Here is a 24,488-nt window from a genome sequence, read left to right as displayed (position 1 = left end):
TGGAGAACGAGGCGACGGTCTCAGGGCGCGGGCGCGGATCGTACGACGGCCGTCGCGATCGCGGTCAGCCCCTCACCCCGCCCGGTGAAGCCGAGGCCGTCGGTCGTCGTCCCGGACACCGCCACGGGAGCGCCGACCGCGGCGGCCAGGGCGTCCTGCATCTCGTCACGACGGGCACCGATACGCGGGCGGTTGCCGATCACCTGGACGGTGACGCGGACGGGCTCGAGTCCGGCGCCCTGCAGGAGTGCGACGGCACCGCGCACGAAGACGTCCCCGGCGGCGCCGGCGAAGACCGGGTCGGCGGTGCCGAACCGGCTCCCGATGTCCCCGAGGCCACCGGCCGACAGCAGGGCGTCGCACACCGCATGGGCGACGGCGTCCCCGTCGCTGTGCCCGGAGAGGCCGGGCTCGCCGGGGAAGTCGAGCATTCCCACACGGCACGGCACGGCGGGGTCGAAGGCGTGCACGTCGACACCCAACCCGACACGCACGTCGGACCCGACCGGGACGGCCGACCCCGCCCACCCGTCGAGCGTGCGGGCGGCCGCTCGTTCGGCGACGACGGCCTCGGCCCGACCGAGGTCCCACCGCGTGGTGATCTTGAACGCGTCCGGGTCGCCCGGCACGGTGCGGACGACACCGCCGGCCGCCTGGAACACCCCGGCGTCGTCGGTCTCGGCCCGCTCCGCGACGGCGTACGCCCGACGGAGTGCGGCGAGCGGGAAGCCCTGCGGCGTCTGCACCCCGACCAGTGCCGAACGGTCGACGGTCTCGACGACGACGTCCCCGGCGATGCGCTTCACGGTGTCGGTGACCGGCAGCGCCGGCACCACGCCGGCACCACCCTGCGCCAGCCCGTCCGCCGAGTCGCCGGCGACCGCGGCGAAGACCCGCTCGAACTGCGACGTCGGCGTGAGGCACCGCGCTGCGTCGTGCACGAGCACGGTCTCGACGGAGTCCGGCAGCACGGCCAGCCCGGCCTGGACCGACGCGTGGCGATCCGCGCCTCCCGGCACGACCGACGTGAACGCCGCAGCCGCACCGGCCACGTCGGCGACGAGGGCACGGCACTCGTCCATCCGGTCGGACGGCGCGACGACGACCACGAGGGTCGGCTCTCGGAGGGTCAGGACGGTCCGCAACGCGCGGACCAGCATGCGCTCCCCGGCGACGGGGACGAACGCCTTCGCGGTGCCGATGCCGAGACGGGTGCCGGACCCTGCCGCAACGACGACGACCGCACGGGCTGCCAGAGCTGGGCTCTGCGCCGGTGCGGTCGTCGTGTCGTTCGTGGTGGTGCGCAAGCGGGCGTCAGGACGCGAGGACCTCGTCGAGAACGGTCGATGCCTTGTCCTCGTCGGTCTTCTCGGCCAGGGCCAGCTCAGAGATGAGGATCTGGCGCGCCTTGGCCAGCATCCGCTTCTCGCCCGCGGAGAGGCCGCGGTCCTGATCGCGGCGCCACAGGTCGCGGACGACCTCGGACACCTTGATGACGTCACCCGAAGCGAGCTTCTCGAGGTTCGCCTTGTAGCGGCGCGACCAGTTGGTGGGCTCTTCCGTGAACGGTGCCCGGAGGACCTCGAACACCTTGTCGAGCCCTTCCTTGCCGATCACGTCGCGGACGCCGACCAGGTCGACGTTGTCCGCCGGGACCTCGATCGTCAGGTCGCCCTGCGTCACCCGAAGCTTCAGGTAGACCTTTTCCTCGCCCTTGATGACGCGAGTCTTGACTTCAGAGATGGTTGCCGCCCCGTGATGGGGGTAGACGACGGTCTCGCCGACCTCGAATTGCATGTATCAGGCTCCGTTCCCAGACATCCAGTTTACCACAGGGGACGTTCGGGTAAGGGAAGCCTGACCCCCGGGCCCGCGCGGGACCCGCCCGGGCGCTGCCCACCCTGACCTCCGGCCCCACCGGGGCCTGGGTAGGATGATCGCCAGGACCGCTCGGTCCGCCATCGTGAACTTCCGGAGGAACCTCTTGCGAGCTCGGGTACTCGTGTCCGTCGCCGTCGCTGCGACCATCGCGTTCGGTGCGACCGGCTGCGAATTCTTGTCGCCGTCCCGCACCCAGGAGATCCGTCAGATCACCGACGGTGTCGATGTGTCCACCGGCACGATCGACGTGCGGAACGCCCTGCTCATCTCCGACAGCGGGAAGGACGCCCGGTTCGTCGGGACGCTGGTCAACACCGGCAACGGCGACCGCACCGTCACGCTCGAGGTGGACGGCGACGACCAGACCGTCGAGGTCGCCGGCAACTCGACGACCGTCCTCGCGGACGACGGCGAGCACGACACGGTCGACTTCGACGACGTCAGCGTGAAGCCCGGCTCGCTCGTGAAGATGTACTTCTCCTACGACGGTGCCGAGGGCGCCTCGGCCACGGTGCCGGTCCTGACGAGCGGGCAGGAGCAGTACCAGACGCTCGCACCGAGCCCCACCCCGACGTCGACGCCGACCTCGCCGTCGAACAGCGGTAGCGAGCCGACCGGCGGCGCCTCGGCTCCGGGCACGCAGAGCGGCTCGCAGACGGACTCCTCCGAAGGCGACAACGGCACGAACTGACCGCAGCGTGCCGTGCACGACCGCGCGGTGCAGCAGCGCCCGACGGGAGGCCCGGGGCCGGTTCCGATGAACCGCCCCCGGGCCTCCCGTCCGTCTGCCGTCCTGGTGGCGGCTACGCCTCGATGCGGTACCCGAGCCCGCGGACGGTGACGAGGACCTCCGGGGTGCTCGGGACACGCTCGATCTTCGAGCGGATCCGCTTGATGTGCACGTCCAGCGTCTTCGTGTCGCCGAAGTAGTCCGAGCCCCAGACCCGGTCGATGAGCTGCCCACGGGTGAGCACGCGACCGGCGTTGCGGAGCAGCAGCTCGAGGAGCTCGAACTCCTTGAGCGGCATCGGCGTCTCGGACCCGTCGACCGAGACCGTGTGCCGCTCGACGTCCATCCGGATCCCGCCGACCTGCAGGATGCCCATGTCCCCCGGGTCGTCCTCGGTCCGGCGGCGGAGCACCGCACGGATGCGGGCGAGCAGCTCACGCGTCGAGTACGGCTTCGTCACGTAGTCGTCGGCGCCGAGCTCCAGCCCGACGACGATGTCCACCTCGGAGTCCTTCGCGGTGAGCATGATGATCGGGACGTTCGAGCGGGTGCGGATCTGCCGGCAGACCTCGGTGCCGGACAGACCCGGCAGCATCAGGTCCAGCAGGACGAGGTCCGGGTTCTCGGAGTCGAACTTCGACAGGGCGGTGACGCCGTCGGCCGCGACGGCGGTCTCGTACCCTTCCCGCTGCAGCAGGAACTCCAGGGGCTCGCTCAGTGCCGGCTCGTCGTCGACGATGAGGATCTTGGTCACGATGGCTGCTCTTCCATTTGCTCTTCGAGTGCTGTGGTCAGTTCGGGGTCGGCTTCGGGGATGCGGATCGTGAAGGTCGAACCCTTGCCGGGCTGCGACCAGACGCGGACGTCACCGCCGTGGTTGCTGACGATGTGCTTCACGATCGCCAGACCGAGCCCCGTGCCGCCGGTGGCACGGGAGCGGGCCGGGTCGACACGGTAGAACCGTTCGAACACGCGGTCGAGGTCGGCCTCCGGGATGCCGACGCCCTGGTCGGTGATCGCGATCTCCACGAAGCCCTTGGCGCCGCGGACGCCGACGCCGACGCGGGTGTTGTCCGGGGAGTACTTCACCGCGTTCGCGATGAGGTTCGACACCGCCACCTGGAGCAGGCCCGGGTCCCCCATCACGCGGAGCTTCGACTTCTTGGCACGGATCAACTCGATGCCCCGGGCGCGGGCGACGACCTCGTTGCCGTCGATCGCGGCCTGTACGACCTTGTCGATACCGGTCTCCTCGCTGGCCTCGAGCGCGTCGACGGACTGCAGCCGGGACAGCTCGATGATGTCCTTCGTCAGCGCACCCAGCCGTTCCGACTCGGTGACGAGCTGTGCGGCGAACTTCCGGACGTGCGCCGGGTCGTCGGCTGCGATGACGAGGGTCTCGGACAGCAGGCCGATGGCCCCGATCGGGGTCTTGAGCTCGTGCGAGATGTTGGCGACGAAGTCACGCCTGACCTCGTCGATGCGCCGGCTCTCGGTCAGGTCGTCCGCCGTGACGAGCACGTACCGGTTGCCGAGCTGCGCCGCGCGGAAGCTGAGGTAGCCCATCACGTCACCCCGACCGCCGCGGGGCAGTTCGAGGTCCTCGGCGCCCATCTCCCCGCTGCGCCGGACCCGGTCGACCAGAGCCGCCAGTTCGTCGTGCACGAGCTTCCGCCGCACCACCAGACCGACCGCCAGCGCCTGCGGCGACGCGGCGACGACGGTGTTCGAGGGGTCCACCACCACGGCCGGGTTGTGCATGGTGGCGATCACGGCGGCGACTCCGTCCGGCAGGCTCCGTTCCGCCACGTCGGCTGCACGTGCCGTGCGCTCGGCGGTGATGATCAGCACCACGACGCCCGCGCCGAACACACCGCCGAGGAGCATCGACAGTGGCACGAGCCACGCGTTGTCCATGCCGCCAGTGTAGGAGTGGTCACACGCGGTTCGGACGCCGTTCACGCCCCGGAGCAGGCCGGATCGCGAACCGTTCAGCCGCAGGTCACCGACCGTTCACCTGGGCTGACGACACTCGTCCGGTACGCAGAGAGAGGCCCTCCCCCATGCGCGAAGTGTTCCAGCAGGAGCTCCAGGACGTCCAAGAGCGTCTGACCGAGATCGCCGGGCTCGTCGAGTCCGCCATCACCCGAGCCACCGAGGCGTTCAGCGAGTCGGACGTGGCCCTCGCCGAGGAGGTCATCGCCGACGACGCGAAGATCGACGCCGCCGCGTCCGCCCTGGACGAGGTCGCCATCGACATCCTCGCCCGCCAGGCTCCCGTCGCCCGCGACCTCCGGGTCGTCGTCACCGCCCTGCGTGTCAGCTCGTCGCTCGAGCGGATGGGCGACATGGCCGAGCACATCGCCCAGCTCGCGCGTCAGCGCTTCCCCGAGAAGGTCGTCCCGAAGGGCCTGCGCGGCACCTTCAAGCAGATGGGCGCGCACGACGTCGCGATGTCGCAGAAGCTCACGCGGCTGCTCGCGACCGAGGACATCGCCCTGGCCGCCGAGATCCGCGACGAGGACGACGCCGTCGACGAGCTGCACGCCAGCGTCTTCGACTTCGTGCTCGGCGAGGCGTGGAAGGGCGGGCCGGTCGACACGGTCGACGCGACCCTGGCCTCCCGGTACCACGAGCGGTTCGCCGACCACGCGGTCTCGATCGCGAAGAAGGTCGAGTACCTGGCGACCGGCGACTGGGCCGGCGCGGCCAACGTCACGACGTCCCCGGCCTGAGGCCGGCGGGCTGCCCTCAGGGTCGGTCCCGCAACACGCAAGGTGGGCGGTTGCTCGCAGCGGTACTCCGTTGCGGGGAGCCGCCCACCTTGCGTTTCGCGGAGGTGGGAGGATCGAGGCATGGCCCAGGTCGCGATCATCGTCAACGGCATGCCCGGTTCCGGCAAGAGCACGGTGGGCGCCGCCCTCGCCGAGGTGCTCGGCTGTCCCTTCCTGTCGAAGGACCGGGTGAAGGAACCGCTGGCCGACATCGCCGGACCCATGATCCCCTCGCGCACGCTCGGTGGCATCGCCATGGACACGGTCTGGGCGATGGCCGGAGCGGTCGAGAACGGGGTCGTCGTCGACGCCGTCCTGCTGCCGACGCGTGACCGGGCCTTCCTGGAGGCCGGACTCACCGCCGCCGGGTCGCCGCGCGTCGTCGAGGTGTGGTGCGACGTCGACCGTGCGACCGCCGAGGAACGACTCCGCGACCGGTACGAGCCCGGCACGCTGCCGACGCGGCACGAGGTGCACGGGGACCTCGCGGAGATCCTGGCGTTCTGGGACGAGCACGAGGCGTCCGCCGCTCCGGTCGGTGTCGGCCCCGTCGTGCGGATCGACACCGCTCGGCCGTACGACGTCGGCGTCCTGGTGCAGGAGATCGCGTCGCACTTCGCGTGACGACGACGGCCCCGCCCCGCCGAAGGGACGGGACCGTCGTGTCGCGCGGCGCTGCTGTTACTTCTTGGCGCCCTGGGCAGCGACCGCAGCCGCACCGGCAGCGGCGGCCTCGGGGTCGAGGTAGTACGCCGGCTTGGTCGGCCGGAAGTCGTCGTCGAGTTCGTACACGAGCGGGATGCCCGTCGGGATGTTGAGACCCGCGATGTCGTCGTCGGAGATGCCGTCGAGGTGCTTCACGAGTGCCCGCAGCGAGTTGCCGTGCGCCGTGACCAGGACGGTCTTGCCCGCGCCGAGGTCCTTCGTGATGTCCGACTCCCAGTAGGGGAGCAGCCGGTCGATGACGAGCTTCAGCGACTCGGTCCGGGGCAGCTCGTCGCCGAGGTCCGCGTAGCGACGGTCACCGTGCTGCGACCACTCGGCGTCGTCCGCGATGGGGGGCGGCGGGACGTCGAACGAGCGGCGCCACTCCATGAACTGCTGCTCGCCGTACTGTTCGAGCGTCTGGGCCTTGTCCTTGCCCTGCAGGTCGCCGTAGTGCCGCTCGTTGAGGCGCCAGTCGCGCTTGACCGGCAGCCAGGCCAGGTCGGCCTCGAGCAGGGCGATGTCGGCCGTCTGGATCGCCCGGGTCAGCAGCGAGGTGTACAGGACGTCGGGGACGATGCCGGACTCGGCGATGAGACTGCCGGCCCGCTTCGCCTCCTTCTCACCCAGCTCGGAGAGCCGGACGTCGACCCAACCGGTGAACAGGTTCTTCTGGTTCCAGTCACTGTTGCCGTGACGGAGCAGGACGAGCGTGGAGGTCATGCCGCCGAGTCTACCGAGCAGTGCTCCACCCGTACCCTGGTCCCATGCCCGGGAACTCCTCGCCGATCGGCACCGTCACCCGCGGGACGACCGGGCACAACCGGCTCCGCAGGGTGGACCGGTGGATCGCGGCCCTCCCGGTCCTCCGGCGGACCGACGACCCCCTCGTCGCGGACGTCGGCTACGGCGCGAGTCCGACCACGACGCTCGAGCTCCGCGACCGGTTGGCCCAGGTCCGACCCGACGTCGAGGTCACCGGGATCGAGATCGAGCCGTCGCGGGTCGCCCTCGCGAACGCCGGGACGCGGGACGGCGTCGCCTTCCGGCTCGGCGGCTTCGAGACCCCGACGCCGGGCGGCCGACGACCCGCGGTCATCCGGGCCTTCAACGTCCTGCGGCAGTACGACGAGTCCGCCGTCGTCGAGTCCTGGCGGATCATGCAGGACCGGCTGCAACCCGGCGGGCAACTCGTCGAGGGCACCTGCAACGAGGTCGGTCGGGTCGCCTCGTGGGTCACGCTCGACCGGGAGGCCCCGCACACCTTCACCGTCGCGCTGCGGTTGGCCGGACTCGACGTCCCGAGCATCGTCGCCGAACGGCTACCGAAGGCGCTCATCCACCGCAACGTCCCCGGCGAGCGGGTGCACGCGTTCCTCCGCGACCTCGACCTGGCCTGGGCGGTCGCCGCTCCGCTCGGCACCTACGGCCCGCGGCAGCGCTGGATCGCAGCGGTCCGCGGGATGCGCGACCGCGGCTGGCCGGTCCTGCACGGCACGAGCCGCTGGCGGCTGGGCGAGCTCAGCGTCCCCTGGTCGGCGGTCGCTCCCGCCTGACGCACCCGGCTCCGGCGGTCCGCATCGCGGCCGGCCGGGAGGCACGGCTGGACACCGGTGTTCGTCGAACGCACCGCGGACGGTCGCGGCGCGACGGACGAACACCGGTGTCTTGCAGCGATCACCAGCCACACGGGGCGCGAACGGAGCGCGGCCAGCGCCGGGTCGGTCAGCCGCGGCGGACGGCCCCGAGCCGCGGGAGCCGCGGCACGTCGGCGGTGGCACCGGCGCCCGGCGGGACGATGACCTGCTGCGCCGCGGTCACGACGACGTCATCGGTGGTCAAGGACAGCACGGCCGACGGGTCCAGGGACCGCTTGACGACCGCCAGCCCGATCGGCCCGAGCTCGTGGTGCGTGGCTGAGGCCATGAGCCGCCCGACCTCGGTGCCGTCCAGCGTCACGGGCGTCCCCGGTGCGGGGACGACCCCGTCGGAGCCATCGAGGTGCAACATCACCAGACGCCGCGGCGGACGTCCGAGGTTGTGCACCTTCGCGACGGTCTCCTGTCCGCGGTAGCAGCCCTTCGACAGGTGCACGGCGGAACGGAGCCAGTCGAGTTCGTGCGGGATCGTCCGCTCGTCCACGTCGGACAGCGACGGACGCCAGGCGGCGATCCGCAGGGCCTCCAGCGCCAGGAGACCCGCGGCGGGCACGTCCGACGCGGCCACCTGGGCAGCGGTGTCGGGGGTGACCACGGCGATGCGGAGGGTCCAGTCGGTGCCGGGGTGGGCCTCCAGGTCGGCGTAGCCCCACCCACCGGGCGTCACGGACGACCACGGGTCGACCCAGGTGACCAGCGGCGACGCATCGTGCAGCGGGTCGGCGCCGTCGAACCACCCGAGCGTCGCGAACTCGGCCGAACGGTCGGTGACCTCCACCCGGAGCATGAACCGCATCGAGGACAGCCAGGCGGCGAGCGGCTCGGCGTCCTCCGGCTCGGTGAGGAGCCAGGCGGTCTCGCCGTCGTCGACGACCCGTGCGGCGTGCTCCACCCGACCGGAGGCGTCGAGCACCAGCGTCTCGGTGCTCACCCCCGGTGCCAGGCCGAGCAGCAGCTGGGACGTGATCGAGTTCAGCCAGGACAGGCGGTCCGGACCCGACACCGTGACGACACCGAGTCCGAGTTCCACGACCGCGCGACCGCGAGCGAGCAGACGCTGCTCCCCGAGCGGGTTGCCGAAGTGGGCCGCGGGCCCGGCAGCGGAGGCGACGAAACCGTCACGCGCAGTGAACGGCGAGGCCATCAGTCGACCTTCGCGAGCTGCCCCGAGGCGTGCGAGGTGAGCTCACGGCCGAGGGCGGCGATGTCCCACGCCCAGAAGAGCTTGCCCTCGACAAGGCCGTACATGCGCGTCGCAGCCGAGTACTCCTTGGCGTTGGCGGAGCGCATCACGGCGTCGGTGGCGAGGTCGATGCGACCCTGCTTGACGCGACCGACGTAGAGCTCGTTGACGCCCGTCGGGTGGATGATCGCCGCTTCGACGTCGAAGCCGTTCGTCTGGTTCCGCAGGGTCTCGACACTCTGCGTGGTCGAGAACGGCACCGGGCCGTCGCCGAGCAGCAACGCGGGACCGCGGTCGCCCGGTTCGGACGGACGGTCGAGCCGCCAGTAGCCCATCTCAGCAGCGAGCGGCGTGTGGTCGTCGTCGAGCAGCCACGTCGTCGACGAGTAGTTGAGGTACGGCAGACCGTCGTGGCTGAAGCTCACACGCTGCCCGAACTCGTACGTCCGGACGTCGTCGTCCTCACCCACGGGGTACTCGACGACTCCGGTGCCTTCCCAGACGCCGACCAGCCACGACAGCGGGACCAGTTCGGCGGAGAGGCCCTCGGGGAGTTCGATCACCGCTGGCCCTTGAAGAGCTTGACGACCACGGTCACCGAGATGAAGGCGATCGCGAGCGACGCCAAGCCCAGCAGGCCCACGTAGAAGAGCTCGAGCGCAAGCAGCGAATCCATGCCGGAAGTCTACGCGGCCCGGACCGAGAAGCCAGGGACCTCAGCGCACGAGCAGGATCAACGCCGTCACGAGCACGACCACGAACGACCCCGACGACGCGATGCTGATCCGCTCCACCAGGCCGTCCTTCGTCTGCGTCGCGAGCTGCAGGACGAAGCTGACGAACACCGCCGCGACGAACACGAGCAGCAGCCAGGCGAACGAGTCCTTCTGCGTCAGGGTCAGGACGAGGACCGCCCCGACGACCGCGAGCAACCACACCGGCACCACCGACGTCAGCCGCAGCCGTCGCTGGCTCGGCACGACCACCGGGTCGGGGCCCACGGGGTCCGTCGTCTCACTCACGTCCCCATCATGACAGCCGCGTGCTGCACCGTCCGTCCGGGTCGGTTCCGCGGGCTCACTAGGATGGCGCAACGACGTCATCTGCCTCTGGAGGTCCTGTGGCACAGCTCCTGGTACTCACCTCGGCCGCGCCCGGCGACGTCCTGCCGAGCCTCGGCCTGCTGAGCCACCGGATCCGGCACGTGCCCGCCGAGGCCGCACAGCTGGTCAACGCACCGCAGAGCGACCTGATGTTCGTGGACGCCCGGACCGACCTGGTCAGCGCGAAGGCCCTCTGCAAGATCCTCGCCACGAGCGGCTCGACGACACCCGTCGTGCTCGTGGTGACCGAGGGCGGCCTCACCGCGGTGACCACCGAGTGGAGCATCGACGACGTCGTGCTCGAGTCGGCGGGCCCCGCCGAGGTCGACGCCCGCATCCGCCTCAACGCCGGACGCGCCTCGAAGAACCAGACCGGGTCGAAGATCCAGGCCTCCGGCGTCGTCATCGACGAGGCGAGCTACTCCGCGAAGGTCCGCGGCCGGCCGCTCGACCTGACCTTCAAGGAGTTCGAGCTCCTCCGGTTCTTCGCCACCCACCCGGCCCGGGTCTTCACGCGCGAGCAGCTGCTCAGCGAGGTCTGGGGCTACGACTACTTCGGCGGCACCCGCACGGTCGACGTCCACGTCCGACGACTGCGCGCCAAGCTCGGGGACCTCGAGTCCCTCATCGGCACGGTCCGCAACGTCGGGTACCGCTTCAACGTGCACGACGACGACGACCGCTCGCAGGGCCAGTAGTGCTCGCGATCGTCGAACAGCTCGCCGACGCCGCGGTCGCGGACGGCGAGGCTCCCCCCTTCTCCGACCAGACCCTCGTCGACCTGCGCGCCGGCCGCGCCCACGTCCTCGGTGACGACTCCGGTGTCGCGGTCGTCCGGGACGGTGAGGTCGAGGTCCTCGTCCGCCGGGAGGCCCGGGGTCGCGGCATCGGCGCCCGTCTCGTCGAGCAGGTGCTCGCCCTGGCGGACCCGCCGACGCGGGCCTGGGCGCACGGCGACCACCCCGCCGCTCGTGCCCTCGCGGCCCGGGTGGGCTGGTCCGCGGAGCGGACGCTGCTGCAGCTGCGCGCACCGGTGCCGACGAGGGCCGCCGACCCGGGCCTCCCGGACGGCTACCGACTCGACGCGTTCCGGGCCGGCTCCCCGCGGGACGAGACCGACTGGCTCGCGCTGAACGCGGCGGCCTTCGCGTCGCACCCCGAGCAGGGGCGGATGACGCTCGACGACCTGCGCGCCCGCGAGTCCGACGCGTGGTTCTCCGGCGACGACCTGGTCCTGTTGCGTGACGCCGACGGCGAGCTGGCCGGCTCCTGCTGGCTCAAGGTCGAGGACGGCGTCGGCGAGTACTACGCCGTCGCGGTCCGGCCGGACCTGCAGGGCCGGGGTCTCGGCGGGGTCCTGATGCGCGCCGGCGCCGCGCGACTCGTCGACCGTGACCTGCACGCCGTCGCGCTCTACGTCGAGGGCGACAACGTACCCGCGCTGGCGCTCTACCGCCGGCAGGGGTTCGTCGACCACACCGTCGACGTCCAGTACGCGGCGCCGACGACCGGCCGGTAACATGGAGCGTCGGTGACGCACCGACGTTCGTGGGTTCGGGGGATCTGTGACGGAGTACGGGCAGCACGCGCAGCGCTCCCAGTACGGCAAGGGGGAGCCGCTCGGCGCCTCCTACCGGCTGGTCGAGCTGCTCGGCACCGGCGCGTCCGGCGAGGTGTGGCGGACCGAGCACACCGCGACCGGTGAGCAGTTCGCGGCGAAGCTGCTGCGGGCGGAACTCGCTGCCGAGCCGGACGTCGTCGAGCGGTTCGTCCGGGAGCGCTCGGTGCTCCTGGCCCTCGACCACCCCTCGATCGTCCGGGTCCGCGACCTCGTCGTCGAGGGCGACCGACTCGCCATCGTCATGGACCTGGTCGGTGGCGGCTCCGCCCGCGACCTGCTGCTCGCCGTCGGCACGCTGCCGCCGAGCGACGCCATGACCATCACCGCCGAGACGCTCGACGCCCTGGCCGTCGCGCACGAGCGTGACGTCAGCCACCGGGACGTCAAGCCCGACAACGTCCTGCTCGACCACGAGTGGACGGCCGGCAGCACGGGCGACGTGCGCGTGTCCGACTTCGGGATCGCCTCGGTCGTGGCCGAACGGGACCGGAAGACCACCGGACTCCTCGGCACGCCGCAGTACATGGCGCCGGAGTCGATCAGCCAGGGGCGCTCCGGTCCGGCCGCGGACGTGTACGGCGCCGGTGTGATGCTCTACGAACTGCTCTCCGGACGGACGCCGTTCGCCGGCCCGGGCACGGACTTCGCCGTCGCGTACCGGCACGTGACCTCCACCCCGCCGCGGCTCGACGTGCCCGACGCGCTCTGGGCCGCGCTGTCGTCCCTGCTGGCGAAGGAGCCCGCTGCCCGCCCGTCCGCGGTCGAAGCCGCCGCGACCCTCCGTCGCCTGGCGCGGTCGCTGCGGGACACCCCGGCCCTGGAGCGGGTCGACGACCCGGACGCGTTCGACGAGGTCGAGCGCCCCGCCACGGTCGTGCGTGGTGGGGTCGGTGCTGCGAGCACCGGGACCGCCGTCGCCGGGACCGGCTCCGGCGGTTCCGGTGGTTCTGCGCTCGTGGCTGCCGAGGACGGGGTGGTCGAACCGGGTCCCGACCTCGGACCCGCCGGCTCCCAGACCGTCATCCGACCGTTGGCCCGCCCGGTCCTGCCCGCCGCACCGGCCGAGGTCGAGAGCACCCGACGCCGCTTCGCCCGACCCGACTGGCTGACGAACCGGATGCTGCTGCTCGGCGTCGTCGGGATCGTGCTGGTCGCCGTGCTCGTCATCGCGGCCGTCGTCTGGCTGCCCGGCGCTGGCGACGAGCGGCCCGGAGACAGCGCGACCGGTGCGCAGGCCGCGAGCGCCTACCAGCAGGACCGACCGCTGCCGACCGGGCTGACCACCACGCGCAAGGCCGTCGTCGACGCCTCCGCCGGCACCGTCGAGCTCTCGATCACCTACGCCGCGCAGACCGCGCCGCTGACCGGGCCCCTGCTCGAGGTCCTGCCCGCCGCGGCGAAGGGCGCCGACTGCCCCGCCGTCACCTGGAGCGGTGAGGGCGTCACGGCGAAGCGGAACCAACCGTCGCTGACCGGCGTCGACACCGCCTGTGCGTGGAGCCTGTCGGGCGTCGACGTCGAGGCCGGTGGGTCCGTGACCGTGCAGGCGACGGTGCCCGTGGACGCGATCGAGTCGGGGGCCTGGTCCGGGTCGTCCGGGTCCGGGTCGTCTGGCTCCGGGTCTGGGTCGTCTGGCTCCGGTTCCTCGGCGGCCGCCGGTTCCGGGTCGGGTGGCTCGGCGCTGCAGGAGTGGCTCGACGGCGTCGGCGCCGCGACCACCGCCGCCGTGACCGACCAGTCCGTGAGCGGCACCGCGTACCCGGTTCAGCGGTTGCAGGGCATCGACGTCCGCACCCCGGACCGCACGGTCAGCCAGACCGCCCTGCCCGTCACGCTCGTCCCGGTGTGGCCGAGCGGTGCGGACGACCTCAACCCGCTGTACCGCAGCCCGAGCACCGGTCGGCCGTCCGAGATGCTCGTCGACATCGCCGGCGGAGAGTCCGGCGTCCGGTTCGCCGACGGCTGCTCGGGAGCGTTGGCGGTGTCGTCCGACGGGCTCGTCGTGACCGCGCTGTCGGTGGCACCGTCCTGCACGGTGCGGGCCACCGTGGGGAACTTCACGAACCTCGAGAGCGACCCGTTCGGGATCACCACGCGCGACTGAGGTCGGCGGCGGGTCCGGCGGCCCGGTCCGCGGCCGGGAGGCGCGTGGCCGTGCCGCCACGCGCCTCCCGGCCGGTGGTCTGCCCCGCGAAAGCGACAGATGAGCGCGGACTGTCGGCGCAGAACTGTCGCTTTCGCGTACCGAACCGACGCCCCTGGGCAGGCGCAGGCGTGCCGCGGACCGGCGGTCAGCTGGCGGCGGAGGCGGTCTGCACGAGGCGGACCGCGCCTCCCGAGGCGGCGTACCCACGGCCGACGGTCAGTGCCACCGGCGATCGGCGCGGCAGGGTCACGCCGAGGAGCTCGCCGTCATAGTCGACGTCCGGCTGCAGGAGCACCCCGCACCGGGACTTCCGGACCGCCCGCGTCCAGTGGCTGTACATCGAACGGAGGTCGGCGGACCGGCCGGATGCCACGACGCAGAGGCCAGGACGCTCGGTCGACAGCAGCGACGCGATGCTCTGGTCGCCGTCGTCGAACCGTTCGGCGTCGTCGATGAGCAGCAGGACCGGGCCGCGCTCGAGGCGGATGCCCGCGAGGAGCGCCGGGACCTCGTCCGCCCCGACGGCGATGCGGTCGAACGAGCCGGTGGCCAGGGGTGAGCGACGGTCGCAGATCGCCCACACCGACGGTCGGACGCCCTCCGTGTTGCGCGCCGACTCAGCCAGGGCGAGGAGGACCGACGACTTGCCGGAACGTGCCGGGCCTGCGACCAGGACGTGCTCGCCGTCGTACACCTCGAGGACGGCGGTTCCGAGGTCGTCCTCCGCGATCCCGATCGGCATCTGCCACGGTTCGGTGTCGAAGCGAGCGGGGACACCGAGGTCTGCGACCGACACCGCTCCGGGAAGGCGACCGACGGCGCTGGCCTTCGGCGCCGTACCGGGCCAACGCTCGGCGACGGCACGGACGGCCTCAGCCAGGGTCCCGCCCGGGGTGCCGACGTGGGACTGCAGCTTGCTGATCGAGTCGATGAAGCGACCCGGGACCGGCGGCGGGACGTCCTTCGGGCGGACGCCGATCGTCGCGTAGTCGTACGGGTCGGCGAGGCGGAAGAGCCACTTCTGTGTCGTGACCTCGTCCATGGCGGACGGGACGGCCTTCGCCCGGGTGGTCGAGACCGCGAACGAGATGCCGAGCGCGGGCCCCTCGGCGTACACGCGGTAGAGGGCGTCGAGGAGTTGCTGACCCTCGAAGTCCTGGTACTCGTCACGGAGCGCGGCGAGGCCGTCGAGCAGGACGACCGCGCGGCGACCACCGGGGGCCGCACGGCGACGGTCGAGTTCGGTCCGCAGGTAGCGGAGCATCCGGGCCTGCAGCTCACCGGCACCCGCTCCGGAGCCGACGTACGCGCTGGTGTGCGGCAAGTCGGCGAGCGGGGCCAGGTCGCCGGCGCCCATGTCGAGCACCAGGAGGTCGAGGTCCTCAGGGCTCGTGGTCCGTGCGAGTTGCAGTGCGATCGACGCCAGCGCGGTGCTCGTCCCACTGCCGGGGATGCCCATGAGCATGAGGTTGCCCTCGGTCCGGTCCCAGCCGGTGGGGACCTGCCGCTGGTTGTCCGGGTCGTCGGCGAGGGCGACCGGGACCGTGCTCGCTGCGCCTGCGGTGTCCGTCGGGACCAGCGTGTCGAGCGGGACGGACGCGCCCAGGGCCTCCGGCCAGATCGGACGGGGCGGGGCGTACCCGGCCTCGTCGTTCGCAGCCGAGATGGCATCGATGAGGACGTCGAGGTCGGTCAGGTCGGAGGCGGCCGGAGCGGCGAAGGCCACCGGAGCCGGCACGCCGAAGACGTCGGTCGGGCGCACGGTGACCGGCTGCTCGGCGCGGAGGTCGCGAGCGCGGCCGGTGACCAGCGCGGTCTGCACCGGTGTGATGTCGTCCTGCCCGAGCTTCACGTAGGCGCGACCGGTCTGCTGGCGGCCGATGCCGGCTGCCGAGGGGACGCCGATGACGTTCGTCGAGTCCTCACGGCTCTGCACACGGAGTGCGACACGCATGTTGGTGTTCGCGAGGATGTCCTCACTGACGACACCGGCCGGTCGCTGGGTCGCGAGGATCATGTGGACGCCGAGGGTGCGACCGACCGCGGCGATCGCCACGAGCGAGGTCAGGACGTCCGGGAAGTCCTTCGCCAGCATCGCGAACTCGTCCACCACGAAGAGCAGTCGGGGCATCGGCTCCGCCGGCTTCGTCGCCAGGTACGCGTCGAGGTTGTCGATGTCCGCACCCGCGGCGGCGAACACCCGCTGGCGACGACCGAGTTCGGCTTCGAGGGCACGGATCGCCCGGTCGGCGAGCTGCTCGTCGAGGTTGCTGATCGTGCCGATGGTGTGCGGCAGACGCTCGCAGGCGGCGAACGCGGCGCCGCCCTTGAAGTCGACGAGCAGGAAGTTGAGCCGTGTCGGGTCGTTGCGGGCGGCGAGGCCGGCCACGAAGGACCGCAGGAACTCGCTCTTGCCGGAACCCGTCGTGCCACCCACCAGGCCGTGTGGGCCGTCGCGGACCAGGTCGATCTCGAGGACGCCGCTCTCGGACGAGCCGATGGGCGTCGAGAAGCCGGTGCGGGCCTCCCAGGCGGCCCGGATCGCGGCTGCGCCGGAGAGCGCTTCGGTGGTGTCGGCGCCGGTGAGCAGGTCGGGGAGCCGGACGAGCGCTGGCAGCGACGCTCCCGGCACCAGGAGCTCGGGGTCGTCGAAGTGGGCGACGTGGCGGGCGCAGAGCTCGGCGGCCTCGGGCGACAGCCCGGCGAGCACGACGTCCTCGACGCGGGTCCGGTCCTCGGGGCGGTAGACGGTCGCCGCGGCGTCCGCGCTGACCGTGATGATCGTGGTGCAGGCCGCGGGGAGCTGCTGCTCGTTCGTCGCGATGACGATCCCGCTCACCCGGCGCGGACGCTCGCCCGGACGGCGCACCTGCCCGAGGGCACTCCTGCCGTGCCCGAGCAGGCTGCGGGCCGGGGCGTCGCGACCCTCGGTGAGGACCTCGGAGTCGATGAGGACGAGGAGCTCCGGGGTCGGCAGCTCGTCGATGGACTCGCGCAGGCCGCGGAGCACCGCGGCGCCCTGGTCACGCTGCGCCGACATCCACCGCTGGCCGGTGCTGCTGCCCGCCACGCGGGCGTGCGGCAGCCAGGAGGCCCAGGACCAGTCGTCCTCGCGGCCCCGGTCGCAGAAGACGCCGACGGTCAGGTCGGCGGGTCCGCAGTGCACGGTCGCCTGGACCAGGAGGCTGCGGGCCAAGGCGAGAGCGCCCTCGCGATCACCGACGATGCCGACCACGCCGGCGTCACTGAGGTCGGCGACGACGGGCGCGGCGGTGAGCTTGCTCGACTCGATCGCGGCCTTGGCGTCGTCCTCGAGCTTCGTCTGCGTCGCGCGCGAGTCCAGCTCCGGCCGCCACGGTGCGTCGCCCGTGCCGGCGTGCAGGCTGAGGAAGTCCACGTCGTCGGCCCGACGCTGCCAGAGCGTCGTGGCCGGCAGGAGCGCACGCCGCACGACGCTCGCCGGGTCCGGCACGAGTTCCTGCCGGCGCGCTGCCTCGATGGCGGCGGCCGCGGTGATCTCGCCGCTGAAGCCGCGGACCGCCTCGGCGAAGCGCTCGTCCTCTTCCTTGAGGTTCCGCGCCCGCCGGTGCTTCTGCTCGAACCACATGCCGATCGCCGTCACCGGGCTGAGGAGGGCGAAGAGCGCGAACCGAGCGTCGCCGAGCAGGAGCACCATCGCCCCGGCCAGCACCAGCGGAGCCGCGACCGTGATCCAGCTGAACTTCGACGCGGGCGGCACGTCGCGCTTCGTCGGCGGGGACACCGGCTCGACCGCGGTGTTGCGTCCAGGGCGCGGCGGACGGTTGAAGGGAGCCGTCGCCGCCGGGGTCAGGTTCGGCAGGGACCCGGGCGCAGGCACCGGCGTCTCGTGCAGGTCCGGGCGGACGAGCAGGACCGCGCCGCCGACGATGACGCTCGTGCCGACCTCGACCAGGACGCCGTCCTCGTCGATGCGCTCCCCCGCCACCACGGTGCCGTTCGTCGAACCGGCGTCACGGATCCGGACGCCGTCCTCCTCGAGCTCGAGCGTGCAGTGCTCCCACGAGGCGCTCTCGGTGGGCAGGACCAGGTCGGCCTGCGGGGCGCGGCCGACCACGAGCCTCCTGGACCGCGGGACCGACACCACCGCACCCGTGACGAGACCACCCGCCAGGGTGACCGTCCACCCGTCGACCAACTGCGGGCGCTCCTCGGGGGTGCGGGCGATGCGTGAGCCCTCGAGCAGGACCAGGTCACGGAGGGGCGTGTCGACGCTCGTCCGGTGCCCGTCGACCGCGAGGGTCGTGCCGGGTTCCAGCGCCAGGCCCGTCGCCGACTCGACCAGCTCACCCAGGCAGCCGGCGTTCGCCCAGCCGTCGACCTCCACCGCTTCACGTCGGTCGTCGAGCTCGATCAGCAGACGCATGCGCGCTCCTCCTCGTCCGTGGGGTGGTGGGGTGTTGCTCGTCCCCGTCGGTCCCGCTGGCCCGGTGGGTCAGCGGGCCGTCGAGTCCTGGAACCAGACGAGCGATGCGGTCTGCTCGGTCGTCGCCGGACGCAGCCCGAGCGTCTGCGAGGAGGCCGCGAGGACGGTCGCATCGGCGCGGAGGGCCTGCTGCTGCCGGAAGTCGAGTGCCGGACCGGCGAGGCCGTCCGACGCATCGAGGCGCAGCGTCGAGAGTGCGTCAGCGACTGCCGACGGCTCGTCGCTGCGCGCGGCGCCGACGGCGCGGACGAGCGCGACGACCGCGTCGTGGCTCCGGGAGTCGGCCGCCCACGCGACCGCGCTGAACGGCTGATCGGCCGTGAGGTTCTGCGCTTCCGCGTCATCGGACAGGACCCGGACCCCGCCGAGGAACGCGGACATCGAACGGCCCTGGGCGTCCGAGGTCAACGCGCGTGCATCGTCCGTCGCGACCCCCGTCGAGACGAAGGTGCCCGACAGGCTGCCGTTCGCCGCGGCGAGGGCGGTGCCGAACGCCGGGCTCGTCGCGTCGGGGGTGAGCACGACCGGGACGGTGACGTCGGCGGACTGCAGCGCCGCGACGAACGCACCCTGCCGTGCCGCCGGACCGCTCACCACGACCGCGTCGGAGTCGGGCTTCGTGGCCTCGGTGTCCGTCGTGTCGGCGGTCGCGTCCGACGTCGCGGTGGTCGTCGGGGCAGCACCGGTCCGCTGGGCCACGGTCGTCGCGAGCGCAGCGTCGTCTGCCGCGTCGTCGGCGTCCATCACGTGGGCGAACCGGATACCGGACGGAGCACCGCCGCCCAGGTCCACGAGCAGCGGGGAGTCAGCGCCGCGGATCGCACGCTGCATCGCGGCGCTGACCGAGGCCCGGGAGGGTGCGGTCGACCAGGACCCGTCCCCGCCGTCGGCGTACGGGAGCACCACGGGGACGCCAGCGTCGGATGCCGCGTCGAGCGCGCCCGAGACGTGCGCCCCGGACGAGGCGACGACGATGCCGGCAACGCCGCTGTCGACGAGCTGCTGGACGGCGCGCTTCGCCCCGCTCGCACTGCCGCCGTCGTTCCGGGTGACGAGTTCCACGTCGGTCCCACCGAGGGTCAGACGCTTCGCCGCCACGAGGGCTCCCTGCGCGGCTTCGTCCCACTCGGACCCCTCGCCGTCGCCGAGCGTCACGACGACGCCGATCTTCGTGCCGTCGGGCACGTGCGCCACCCGGATCGGCACCGGGACCGTCGCCGGGACGGCTTCGGCAGCCGGGGTGTTCCGGTCGATCACGAAGACCACCACGGCCAGGACCACGGCGATGACGAGGACCGCCAGGGCAACGACGACGAGGGGCTGCCGCGGCCCGCCGGCGCTCTGCTGGTCCTCGACGGCCTGGTGCGTCATCGTGCCGCTCCGATGGTGAAGGCGTACAGCGTGGTGGAGGTCGCGCCCTTCGGCACGTCCATCCGGAACGCGGGCAGGGCGGTCGCGGCGTCGAGCGAGGCCCGGAACTGCTCCTGCTGCAGCAGGATGCCCGCCACGTCCTCGGCGCGGACGTTGGCGTACCCGGCAGCGTTCTGCGATGCGAGGGCCAGCTGGTAGTCGGCAGAGTCCGACTTCGCCGCGCTGGTCGCCATCGCGCCGAGGATGCCGGACCCGTTGACCTTGCGGTCGCCGAGGTCGAGCATCACGCGGTTGAGGTCGCCGGTGAGCAGCGTGCTCGCGCCCTCGACGTCACGGGTCGACGCAGTGGTGCTCGCGTCGATCCGGGCGAGGCTCTGCTTCGTCTGCTCGTCGACGGCGCTCGCGAGGGCGGCGTTCTCACGCTCGAGCTTGCCCTTCTGGCCGTCGATCGTGCCCTTGGCGCCCGCCGTCACGTCCTTCGAGGTGGAGCGGAGGCCGGCGACGGACTGGTCGAACGCCTTGATGACCGCCGCGTTGCTCGTGGTGGCCTGCGCCGAGACGTCGCGGACCTGCTGGTCGATGAGGGCGTCGATCTTCTTCGACGTCTCCGCGTCGGCATCGGCGAAGGCGTCCTTCACCTTCTGCGCAAGCGCGTCCTGGTCCGTCTTGACGGAGTCGAGCTTGCCCTTGAGCGCGTCGCCCGCCGCGTTGGCAGCAGCAGACGCGTCCTGGAGGCGCTTCAGGGCTCCGGTGACCGTCCCCTGTCCCGAGTTGACACTGTTTTCAACCGCCTTGCGGGCGTCATCGACCTGCTGGAGAGTCTGGTTGAGGACGTTCACGGCGCTGCCGATCGGCGACGTCTGGTCGTCGACGTCAGTCGCGAGCAACACCGCGTCCCAACGACGAGTCTGGTCGGCGAGTCGTGCCTCCATGGTCTGACCGTAGAGTGCCGGCGGCGTGAGCTGTCGTCCATCACCCTCATCGACGCACGGCGTCGTGGTCAGGTAGGAGCGGAGTTCGTCCGCCTGCTGCTCCGTCAGCCCCGGGAGCGTCGGCAAGGTCGGCAGGACACCGCCGTCGCCGGAGTCGGAGGGCGCGATCATCTGGCAGATCCGCTGCGCGAGTGCGGCGTTCTGCGCCTGCATCGAGCGTGACAACCCGGTGTCACCCACGGCGCCGATCAATCTGCGCGCCCCGTCTGCCTGGCTGTGGACCGCTCGGATCTGCTCCGCGATCGGCTTCACCCCGCTGCGTGCCGCCGTGATCCGTTCCTGCAGGTCCTGCAGCGCATCCCGGGTGCCCGTGGCGCCGTCACCAGAGTTCTGCTCGAGCTCGTCGAGGATCTTGTCGATCCCCGCGAGCTGACCGTCGAGCGTTCCGTAGCTGGCGATGGCGTCGTCTGCGAGCTGCGGGCGGAGGCTCTCGGCCAGGGAGTCACCCGTGACGACGAGACCGGTGAGCGCCTGCGTGATCGTCGTCGACGACGCGAAGAGCGCACACGTCAGGGACGACTTGTTCGACGGCAGCGCACAGTTCGTCGCGTCCGGCTTCTCCGGCCCGACCGACGACGCCAGCTGGGCACTGACCTGCTGCTTGCAGGCCTCGCTCGCATCCGCGTACCCGGCGAGCTGAGCGGACACGCGCAACAGGTTGCCGTAGACACTGGCGCCACCGGCAGCCTGCTGCGGTTCGGCGGCACAGCCGTTGCCGTCGATCGCCGGCGTCGGCGCGGTCGCAGAGGTGTCACCGAGGAGCGCGTCGAGGCTGCCCGTCGTCTCCTGCAACTGCTGCAGGACCGTGGACTGGGTACCGCTCACCGTCGACCCGAGGTCGCCCTTGAGCGAGCCGAGCTGACCCGAGAGCGACTTCATCGTGCTGGCCAGCGACGAACTGCTCTCCTTGAGCCGCTCGGCCGTGCGGACACCGAGGGTCGCGGAGGTCGTCTCGAGGTTCGAACGGACCTCGGTGATCGTGCCGCCGGCGCGCGCGAGGACCTCGTTGACCTGGGAGATGAGATCGATGGTCCGTCGCTGCAGCGCCAGCTCGGAGTCGGTGTCGGACCCGAAGGCCGCGTCCACCACACCGGCCGAGGAGAGGTCCGTCGAGATGCCCGGCTGCGCAGCCATGTCGAACGAGGGTGCCGCGAAGTCGTCGACGTTCGCGACGAGGTGCAGGGTCGTGCTGGCGCCGGACGTCGGCGGCGCGAGGAGTCGTCCCCACTGCACGACCGCGTCGCCGTCGCCGTTGGCGCTGACGACACCGTCCGTCGCGGTGGCGTCGTCGGACGTGTCGGTGACGATGTTGCTGGGCTTCGTCCCGGGCAGCACGGTGGACGCCGCGATGCTGAAGGGCGCACCGACGAGAGCCGGAGTCGTCCGGGAGGCGCCCGCCACGTCGTACGTGAGGTTGCGGGACCGTACGGTCAGGTTCTCGACGGTCAGGTCGATCTCGACCCGGCCGGAGTAGCCCGCCAGGTCCGCGAGGTCAGTGCCGCTCTTCTTCGCCGTCGTGTACTGCGTCGTCACGCGGAGCGGCAGGTCGGCCGCCGCCTTCGCCGTGTCGTGCTCGGTGACCGCCGACGAGGACCCGTCCGTGCCGACCGAGATCGCGGTGTCGGAGATCGCGGTGATCGACCCGTCTGCCGCCAGCTTCGTGTCGACCGTCTGCAGCACACGCGACGGCTTGTCGACCGTCCGATCCGACGAGGTGCACCCCGAGAGCACCAGCGCAGCAGCACCTGCCACCGCGACCACGGCGAGCGCGCGGCCGTTCCTCGTTCGTACCCCTGGATGCAGCATGCGCAACGACATTGACGACCGTCCCCCTCAAGAACCGACAAGCAACTCGATCCTAACGGGGCTGCGCTGCGCAGGGACGACTGTCCACAGGCGCCCGGGTCCCCCGTTCGGGCGACAGACCAACGGCGATGACTCGCGGGCCGTTCGGCCCTCGGTGCAGTGATCACCAAGACCCGAGCTACGCCGATTGCGAGAAGGTCAGCACCAGCGCGCCGAGTTCGCTTCGAACGGGCCACGAATCCGCGACCAGCCGTCCGGCCTCCCGCACCAACGACCGGGACACGGGGCTCTCGTGCTCCTGCGCCAGAGCACGGGTGAGGACGGACCGAACCGCGTGGATCTGTTCGTCGGAGGCTGCGTCCTCAGCGCCGCGCTGGTCCAGGGTGTCGATCAGGTCAAGCAAGCTCATGTCGTCCCTCCGGTCGCGCCTGCGCGGACCATGCGGCGAACTCAAGAACGACGGTATCCGAGGAGTTCCGGCGAGGCACCGAACACCCGCAACAGGGCCCTCACCTCGAGGGAGCCGCCACCGGCCTCGAGAGCGTCCTCTTCCCCAACTCACTGATCCATTCGGTAGCTCACGATCTCTGGTTGTACCCGCAGAAGTCCCAGCACCTCACGGAAGTTGAAGGATTCCGCACCGACGACGAGTTCCCAGTCGCCTGGCTTCAGTGAGGCAGCGATACGACCGCGGTTCTCATCAGTGATTCCACGTTGGATGTTGAGGACGCCGCAACTCTTCGTCGTGACTTCGACCTGCGGGATGCTCGTACTCGACAGGTTGGTCGACGACACCCTGACCGAGGTCGCTTCAGCAGTGGAACCTTCACAGGTGACCGTCTTTGGGTGTGAATGGTCGTACGCCCTCAGCGCGAGCGGGCAGATCACGAACATCAAGAAAATGACGGCAAGCGACAGCAGCCAGCCCAAGGTCATCACTGCGGCTTTGCGTTCCGACATCCGGGGCCAATCACCGTGCGCGAGGCTGTGACTCACCGACTCAACTCATCCTGTTCGCGGTGACGAGTGACAAACGAGATCCGCGAGCGCCAGGGTCCGGATCGTCACGGAGCGCCGCGCGTTCCGTGCTGACACTCGACCCGTCCGGGACAGCCGTGTTCGGGCGCACGTCATCGCTACCAGCCATCAGTCCTGTGGACCCTGGGCGGCAGATTGAAGAAGTCGAAAAGCCCCCGCGGTACGATCGAGCCCTTGCCCATCGAGAGCGATCGAACAGGATCGCATTCGATACGACGCCCAGGCTTTTCAGCATTGTCGGATGTCACTCCATTCAAGTAGCCGGTTCGTGCGCGGCAGATGTGGAAGACCCTCACGATGCAGATCAGTCCGCCAGCGGCACCGATCGACGCCACGGGAAAGCTGCCGTAGACACGGTCGCCGCCGGATCAGACCGGAACAGCGCTGCCGGTGCTGCCAAAAAAACGAATACGAGCGGAATCGGCTGCTGACACGCGCCGACGTCAGGCGCCGCACAAGCTCCCCAGCGATACTCGAAAACGTCGTGGATGGCGTCTGTTCCTATGCCCGCCCTGCAGCGAGCGCGCTGTACCGCTCTCGAACAGGCCTCATCTGTCAGTTTCAGCCCGCACATCAAAGACGTTCGGAGCAACTCCGATGCCCTGGAACAAGCCCCGAAGACGTGCAGATCCCGCACCGATCTTGACTTCGTAACGCCCACCGCGCACGATCTCGGCTGCCTTCTCCTCGGCTGCCTCGGTGGTGAGCCCTCCGCTCATCACAAGCGTTCCGCAGTCGGTTGATCGGTACTCGACCTGGTTGGACGACGTGCCGACTCCCTTCAAAGATCGACTTGAAGCCGACCCGGCGTAGGCGGCCGTCATCTCGCAACTGATCGTCGTTCTGTGCGCACTGTCGTACTTCTCGAGCATCGTGGGACCGATCAGGAATACGAAGAGCACGAGCGCGAAGAGCGCCAGCACCAGCAGAGAGATCACCCACTTGACAGGTCTTGACAGATTCCGGGGACTTTTCGCTGGTTGTCCGAAGGTATCCAAATTTGCTCCCTTACTTC

21 protein-coding genes are annotated in these 24,488 nt (G+C 71.2%); 7 read left to right on the top strand and 14 right to left on the bottom strand.

Features of this window, described 5'->3' with window-relative positions:
- Nucleotides 1-20: 20 nt before the first annotated feature.
- A complete protein-coding gene (ispF, locus tag DEJ31_RS06785; RefSeq protein ID WP_258366213.1) occupies nucleotides 21-1,256 on the bottom strand; it encodes a 2-C-methyl-D-erythritol 2,4-cyclodiphosphate synthase in 1,236 nt (411 codons plus the stop codon).
- A 58-nt stretch (nucleotides 1,257-1,314) separates the two neighbouring features.
- The gene (locus tag DEJ31_RS06780) at nucleotides 1,315-1,797 is read right to left on the bottom strand and encodes a CarD family transcriptional regulator (protein ID WP_017888066.1); all 483 of its coding nucleotides are present in this window, start codon (nucleotides 1,795-1,797) and stop codon (nucleotides 1,315-1,317) included.
- Nucleotides 1,798-1,984: 187 nt separating this feature from the next.
- Between DEJ31_RS06780 and DEJ31_RS06775 the strand changes: the two genes are divergently transcribed.
- Nucleotides 1,985-2,572, top strand: coding sequence for a hypothetical protein (locus DEJ31_RS06775; RefSeq protein ID WP_146236707.1), 588 nt, complete (start codon nucleotides 1,985-1,987; stop codon nucleotides 2,570-2,572).
- 112 nt (nucleotides 2,573-2,684) lie between these two features.
- On the opposite strand, the gene DEJ31_RS06770 is transcribed toward DEJ31_RS06775, so the two are convergent.
- Both DEJ31_RS06770 and DEJ31_RS06765 read right to left on the bottom strand, forming a co-directional pair.
- Complete coding sequence (locus tag DEJ31_RS06770; RefSeq protein ID WP_110903429.1) at nucleotides 2,685-3,365, bottom strand: response regulator transcription factor; 681 nt, start codon at nucleotides 3,363-3,365, stop codon at nucleotides 2,685-2,687.
- The gene (locus tag DEJ31_RS06765) at nucleotides 3,362-4,528 is read right to left on the bottom strand and encodes a cell wall metabolism sensor histidine kinase WalK (protein ID WP_111121494.1); all 1,167 of its coding nucleotides are present in this window, start codon (nucleotides 4,526-4,528) and stop codon (nucleotides 3,362-3,364) included. Before DEJ31_RS06765 ends, DEJ31_RS06770 begins: the two co-directional genes overlap by 4 nt.
- 146 nt (nucleotides 4,529-4,674) lie before the next feature.
- On the opposite strand from DEJ31_RS06765, the gene phoU reads away from it, so the two are divergent.
- Together phoU and DEJ31_RS06755 are read left to right on the top strand one after the other, a co-directional pair.
- A complete protein-coding gene (phoU, locus tag DEJ31_RS06760) occupies nucleotides 4,675-5,346 on the top strand; it encodes a phosphate signaling complex protein PhoU (protein WP_110903431.1) in 672 nt (223 codons plus the stop codon).
- 120 nt (nucleotides 5,347-5,466) lie between these two features.
- Nucleotides 5,467-6,009 carry an AAA family ATPase gene (locus DEJ31_RS06755; RefSeq protein ID WP_110903432.1) on the top strand — a complete coding sequence of 181 codons (543 nt, stop codon included), beginning with the start codon at nucleotides 5,467-5,469 and terminating at the stop codon, nucleotides 6,007-6,009.
- Nucleotides 6,010-6,066: 57 nt separating this feature from the next.
- Here DEJ31_RS06755 and DEJ31_RS06750 read toward each other — a convergent pair whose 3' ends face one another.
- On the bottom strand, nucleotides 6,067-6,813 hold the full coding sequence (locus DEJ31_RS06750) for a phosphoglyceromutase (RefSeq protein ID WP_110903433.1): 747 nt from the start codon (nucleotides 6,811-6,813) through the stop codon (nucleotides 6,067-6,069).
- A 44-nt stretch (nucleotides 6,814-6,857) separates the two neighbouring features.
- On the opposite strand from DEJ31_RS06750, the gene DEJ31_RS06745 reads away from it, so the two are divergent.
- Entirely contained in the window at nucleotides 6,858-7,646 is a 789-nt protein-coding gene (locus DEJ31_RS06745) for a class I SAM-dependent methyltransferase (RefSeq protein ID WP_111121493.1), read from the top strand.
- A 169-nt stretch (nucleotides 7,647-7,815) separates the two neighbouring features.
- Here DEJ31_RS06745 and DEJ31_RS06740 read toward each other — a convergent pair whose 3' ends face one another.
- The 3 genes from DEJ31_RS06740 to DEJ31_RS06730 all read right to left on the bottom strand — a co-directional run bounded on the left by DEJ31_RS06740 (nucleotide 7,816) and on the right by DEJ31_RS06730 (nucleotide 9,953).
- The gene (locus DEJ31_RS06740; protein ID WP_111121492.1) at nucleotides 7,816-8,892 is read right to left on the bottom strand and encodes a folate-binding protein YgfZ; all 1,077 of its coding nucleotides are present in this window, start codon (nucleotides 8,890-8,892) and stop codon (nucleotides 7,816-7,818) included.
- Nucleotides 8,892-9,494, bottom strand: a complete 603-nt coding sequence (locus DEJ31_RS06735; RefSeq protein WP_110903436.1) for an FABP family protein — start codon at nucleotides 9,492-9,494, stop codon at nucleotides 8,892-8,894. The genes DEJ31_RS06740 and DEJ31_RS06735 overlap by 1 nt, the downstream gene beginning before the upstream one ends.
- 153 nt (nucleotides 9,495-9,647) lie before the next feature.
- A complete protein-coding gene (locus tag DEJ31_RS06730) occupies nucleotides 9,648-9,953 on the bottom strand; it encodes a hypothetical protein (protein WP_110903437.1) in 306 nt (101 codons plus the stop codon).
- Between the two features lie 98 nt (nucleotides 9,954-10,051).
- Here DEJ31_RS06730 and DEJ31_RS17555 point away from each other — a divergent pair, with 98 nt between their 5' ends.
- Genes DEJ31_RS17555 through DEJ31_RS06715 form a run of 3 tightly spaced genes read left to right on the top strand, consistent with a single transcriptional unit; the run spans nucleotide 10,052 to nucleotide 13,759 of the window.
- Nucleotides 10,052-10,732 carry a response regulator transcription factor gene (locus DEJ31_RS17555; protein ID WP_110903438.1) on the top strand — a complete coding sequence of 227 codons (681 nt, stop codon included), beginning with the start codon at nucleotides 10,052-10,054 and terminating at the stop codon, nucleotides 10,730-10,732.
- Nucleotides 10,732-11,553 (top strand): mycothiol synthase, encoded by an 822-nt coding sequence (gene mshD / locus DEJ31_RS17550; RefSeq protein WP_111121491.1) that lies wholly within the window; start codon nucleotides 10,732-10,734, stop codon nucleotides 11,551-11,553. The genes DEJ31_RS17555 and mshD overlap by 1 nt, the downstream gene beginning before the upstream one ends.
- 46 nt (nucleotides 11,554-11,599) lie before the next feature.
- Entirely contained in the window at nucleotides 11,600-13,759 is a 2,160-nt protein-coding gene (locus DEJ31_RS06715) for a serine/threonine-protein kinase (protein WP_111121490.1), read from the top strand.
- A 187-nt stretch (nucleotides 13,760-13,946) separates the two neighbouring features.
- Here DEJ31_RS06715 and DEJ31_RS06710 read toward each other — a convergent pair whose 3' ends face one another.
- The 6 genes from DEJ31_RS06710 to DEJ31_RS06685 all read right to left on the bottom strand — a co-directional run bounded on the left by DEJ31_RS06710 (nucleotide 13,947) and on the right by DEJ31_RS06685 (nucleotide 24,411).
- Nucleotides 13,947-18,206, bottom strand: a complete 4,260-nt coding sequence (locus DEJ31_RS06710) for an FtsK/SpoIIIE domain-containing protein (RefSeq protein ID WP_111121489.1) — start codon at nucleotides 18,204-18,206, stop codon at nucleotides 13,947-13,949.
- 69 nt (nucleotides 18,207-18,275) lie between these two features.
- On the bottom strand, nucleotides 18,276-19,637 hold the full coding sequence (locus DEJ31_RS06705) for an ABC transporter substrate-binding protein (protein ID WP_111121488.1): 1,362 nt from the start codon (nucleotides 19,635-19,637) through the stop codon (nucleotides 18,276-18,278).
- Nucleotides 19,634-22,309: a hypothetical protein gene (locus DEJ31_RS06700; protein ID WP_146243108.1), complete on the bottom strand. Its 2,676-nt coding sequence runs from the start codon at nucleotides 22,307-22,309 to the stop codon at nucleotides 19,634-19,636. The genes DEJ31_RS06705 and DEJ31_RS06700 overlap by 4 nt, the downstream gene beginning before the upstream one ends.
- A gap of 304 nt (nucleotides 22,310-22,613) precedes the next feature.
- Entirely contained in the window at nucleotides 22,614-22,844 is a 231-nt protein-coding gene (locus DEJ31_RS06695; RefSeq protein WP_111078139.1) for a hypothetical protein, read from the bottom strand.
- Nucleotides 22,845-22,993: 149 nt separating this feature from the next.
- Nucleotides 22,994-23,431, bottom strand: coding sequence for a hypothetical protein (locus tag DEJ31_RS16855; protein WP_146243107.1), 438 nt, complete (start codon nucleotides 23,429-23,431; stop codon nucleotides 22,994-22,996).
- 590 nt (nucleotides 23,432-24,021) lie between these two features.
- Nucleotides 24,022-24,411 (bottom strand): hypothetical protein, encoded by a 390-nt coding sequence (locus DEJ31_RS06685; protein ID WP_111121485.1) that lies wholly within the window; start codon nucleotides 24,409-24,411, stop codon nucleotides 24,022-24,024.
- Nucleotides 24,412-24,488 lie beyond the last annotated feature (77 nt).

It is taken from the genome of Curtobacterium sp. MCPF17_031, assembly GCF_003234035.1.
Lineage (GTDB): Bacteria > Actinomycetota > Actinomycetes > Actinomycetales > Microbacteriaceae > Curtobacterium.
The sequence above is the reverse complement of the archived record's forward strand: the minus strand, read 5'-3'. Positions and strand labels throughout refer to the sequence as shown.

Excerpts from the sequence above, each read along its gene's own strand:
- DEJ31_RS06780 (WP_017888066.1), bottom strand. The coding sequence starts at position 1,797 with ATGCAATTCGAGGTCGGCGAGACCGTCGTCTACCCCCATCACGGGGCG.
- DEJ31_RS06765 (WP_111121494.1), bottom strand. The coding sequence starts at position 4,528 with ATGGACAACGCGTGGCTCGTGCCACTGTCGATGCTCCTCGGCGGTGTG.
- phoU (WP_110903431.1), top strand. The coding sequence starts at position 4,675 with ATGCGCGAAGTGTTCCAGCAGGAGCTCCAGGACGTCCAAGAGCGTCTG.
- DEJ31_RS06755 (WP_110903432.1), top strand. The coding sequence starts at position 5,467 with ATGGCCCAGGTCGCGATCATCGTCAACGGCATGCCCGGTTCCGGCAAG.
- DEJ31_RS06750 (WP_110903433.1), bottom strand. The coding sequence starts at position 6,813 with ATGACCTCCACGCTCGTCCTGCTCCGTCACGGCAACAGTGACTGGAAC.
- DEJ31_RS06745 (WP_111121493.1), top strand. The coding sequence starts at position 6,858 with ATGCCCGGGAACTCCTCGCCGATCGGCACCGTCACCCGCGGGACGACC.
- DEJ31_RS06740 (WP_111121492.1), bottom strand. The coding sequence starts at position 8,892 with ATGGCCTCGCCGTTCACTGCGCGTGACGGTTTCGTCGCCTCCGCTGCC.
- DEJ31_RS06710 (WP_111121489.1), bottom strand. The coding sequence starts at position 18,206 with ATGCGTCTGCTGATCGAGCTCGACGACCGACGTGAAGCGGTGGAGGTC.
- DEJ31_RS06705 (WP_111121488.1), bottom strand. The coding sequence starts at position 19,637 with ATGACGCACCAGGCCGTCGAGGACCAGCAGAGCGCCGGCGGGCCGCGG.
- DEJ31_RS06695 (WP_111078139.1), bottom strand. The coding sequence starts at position 22,844 with ATGAGCTTGCTTGACCTGATCGACACCCTGGACCAGCGCGGCGCTGAG.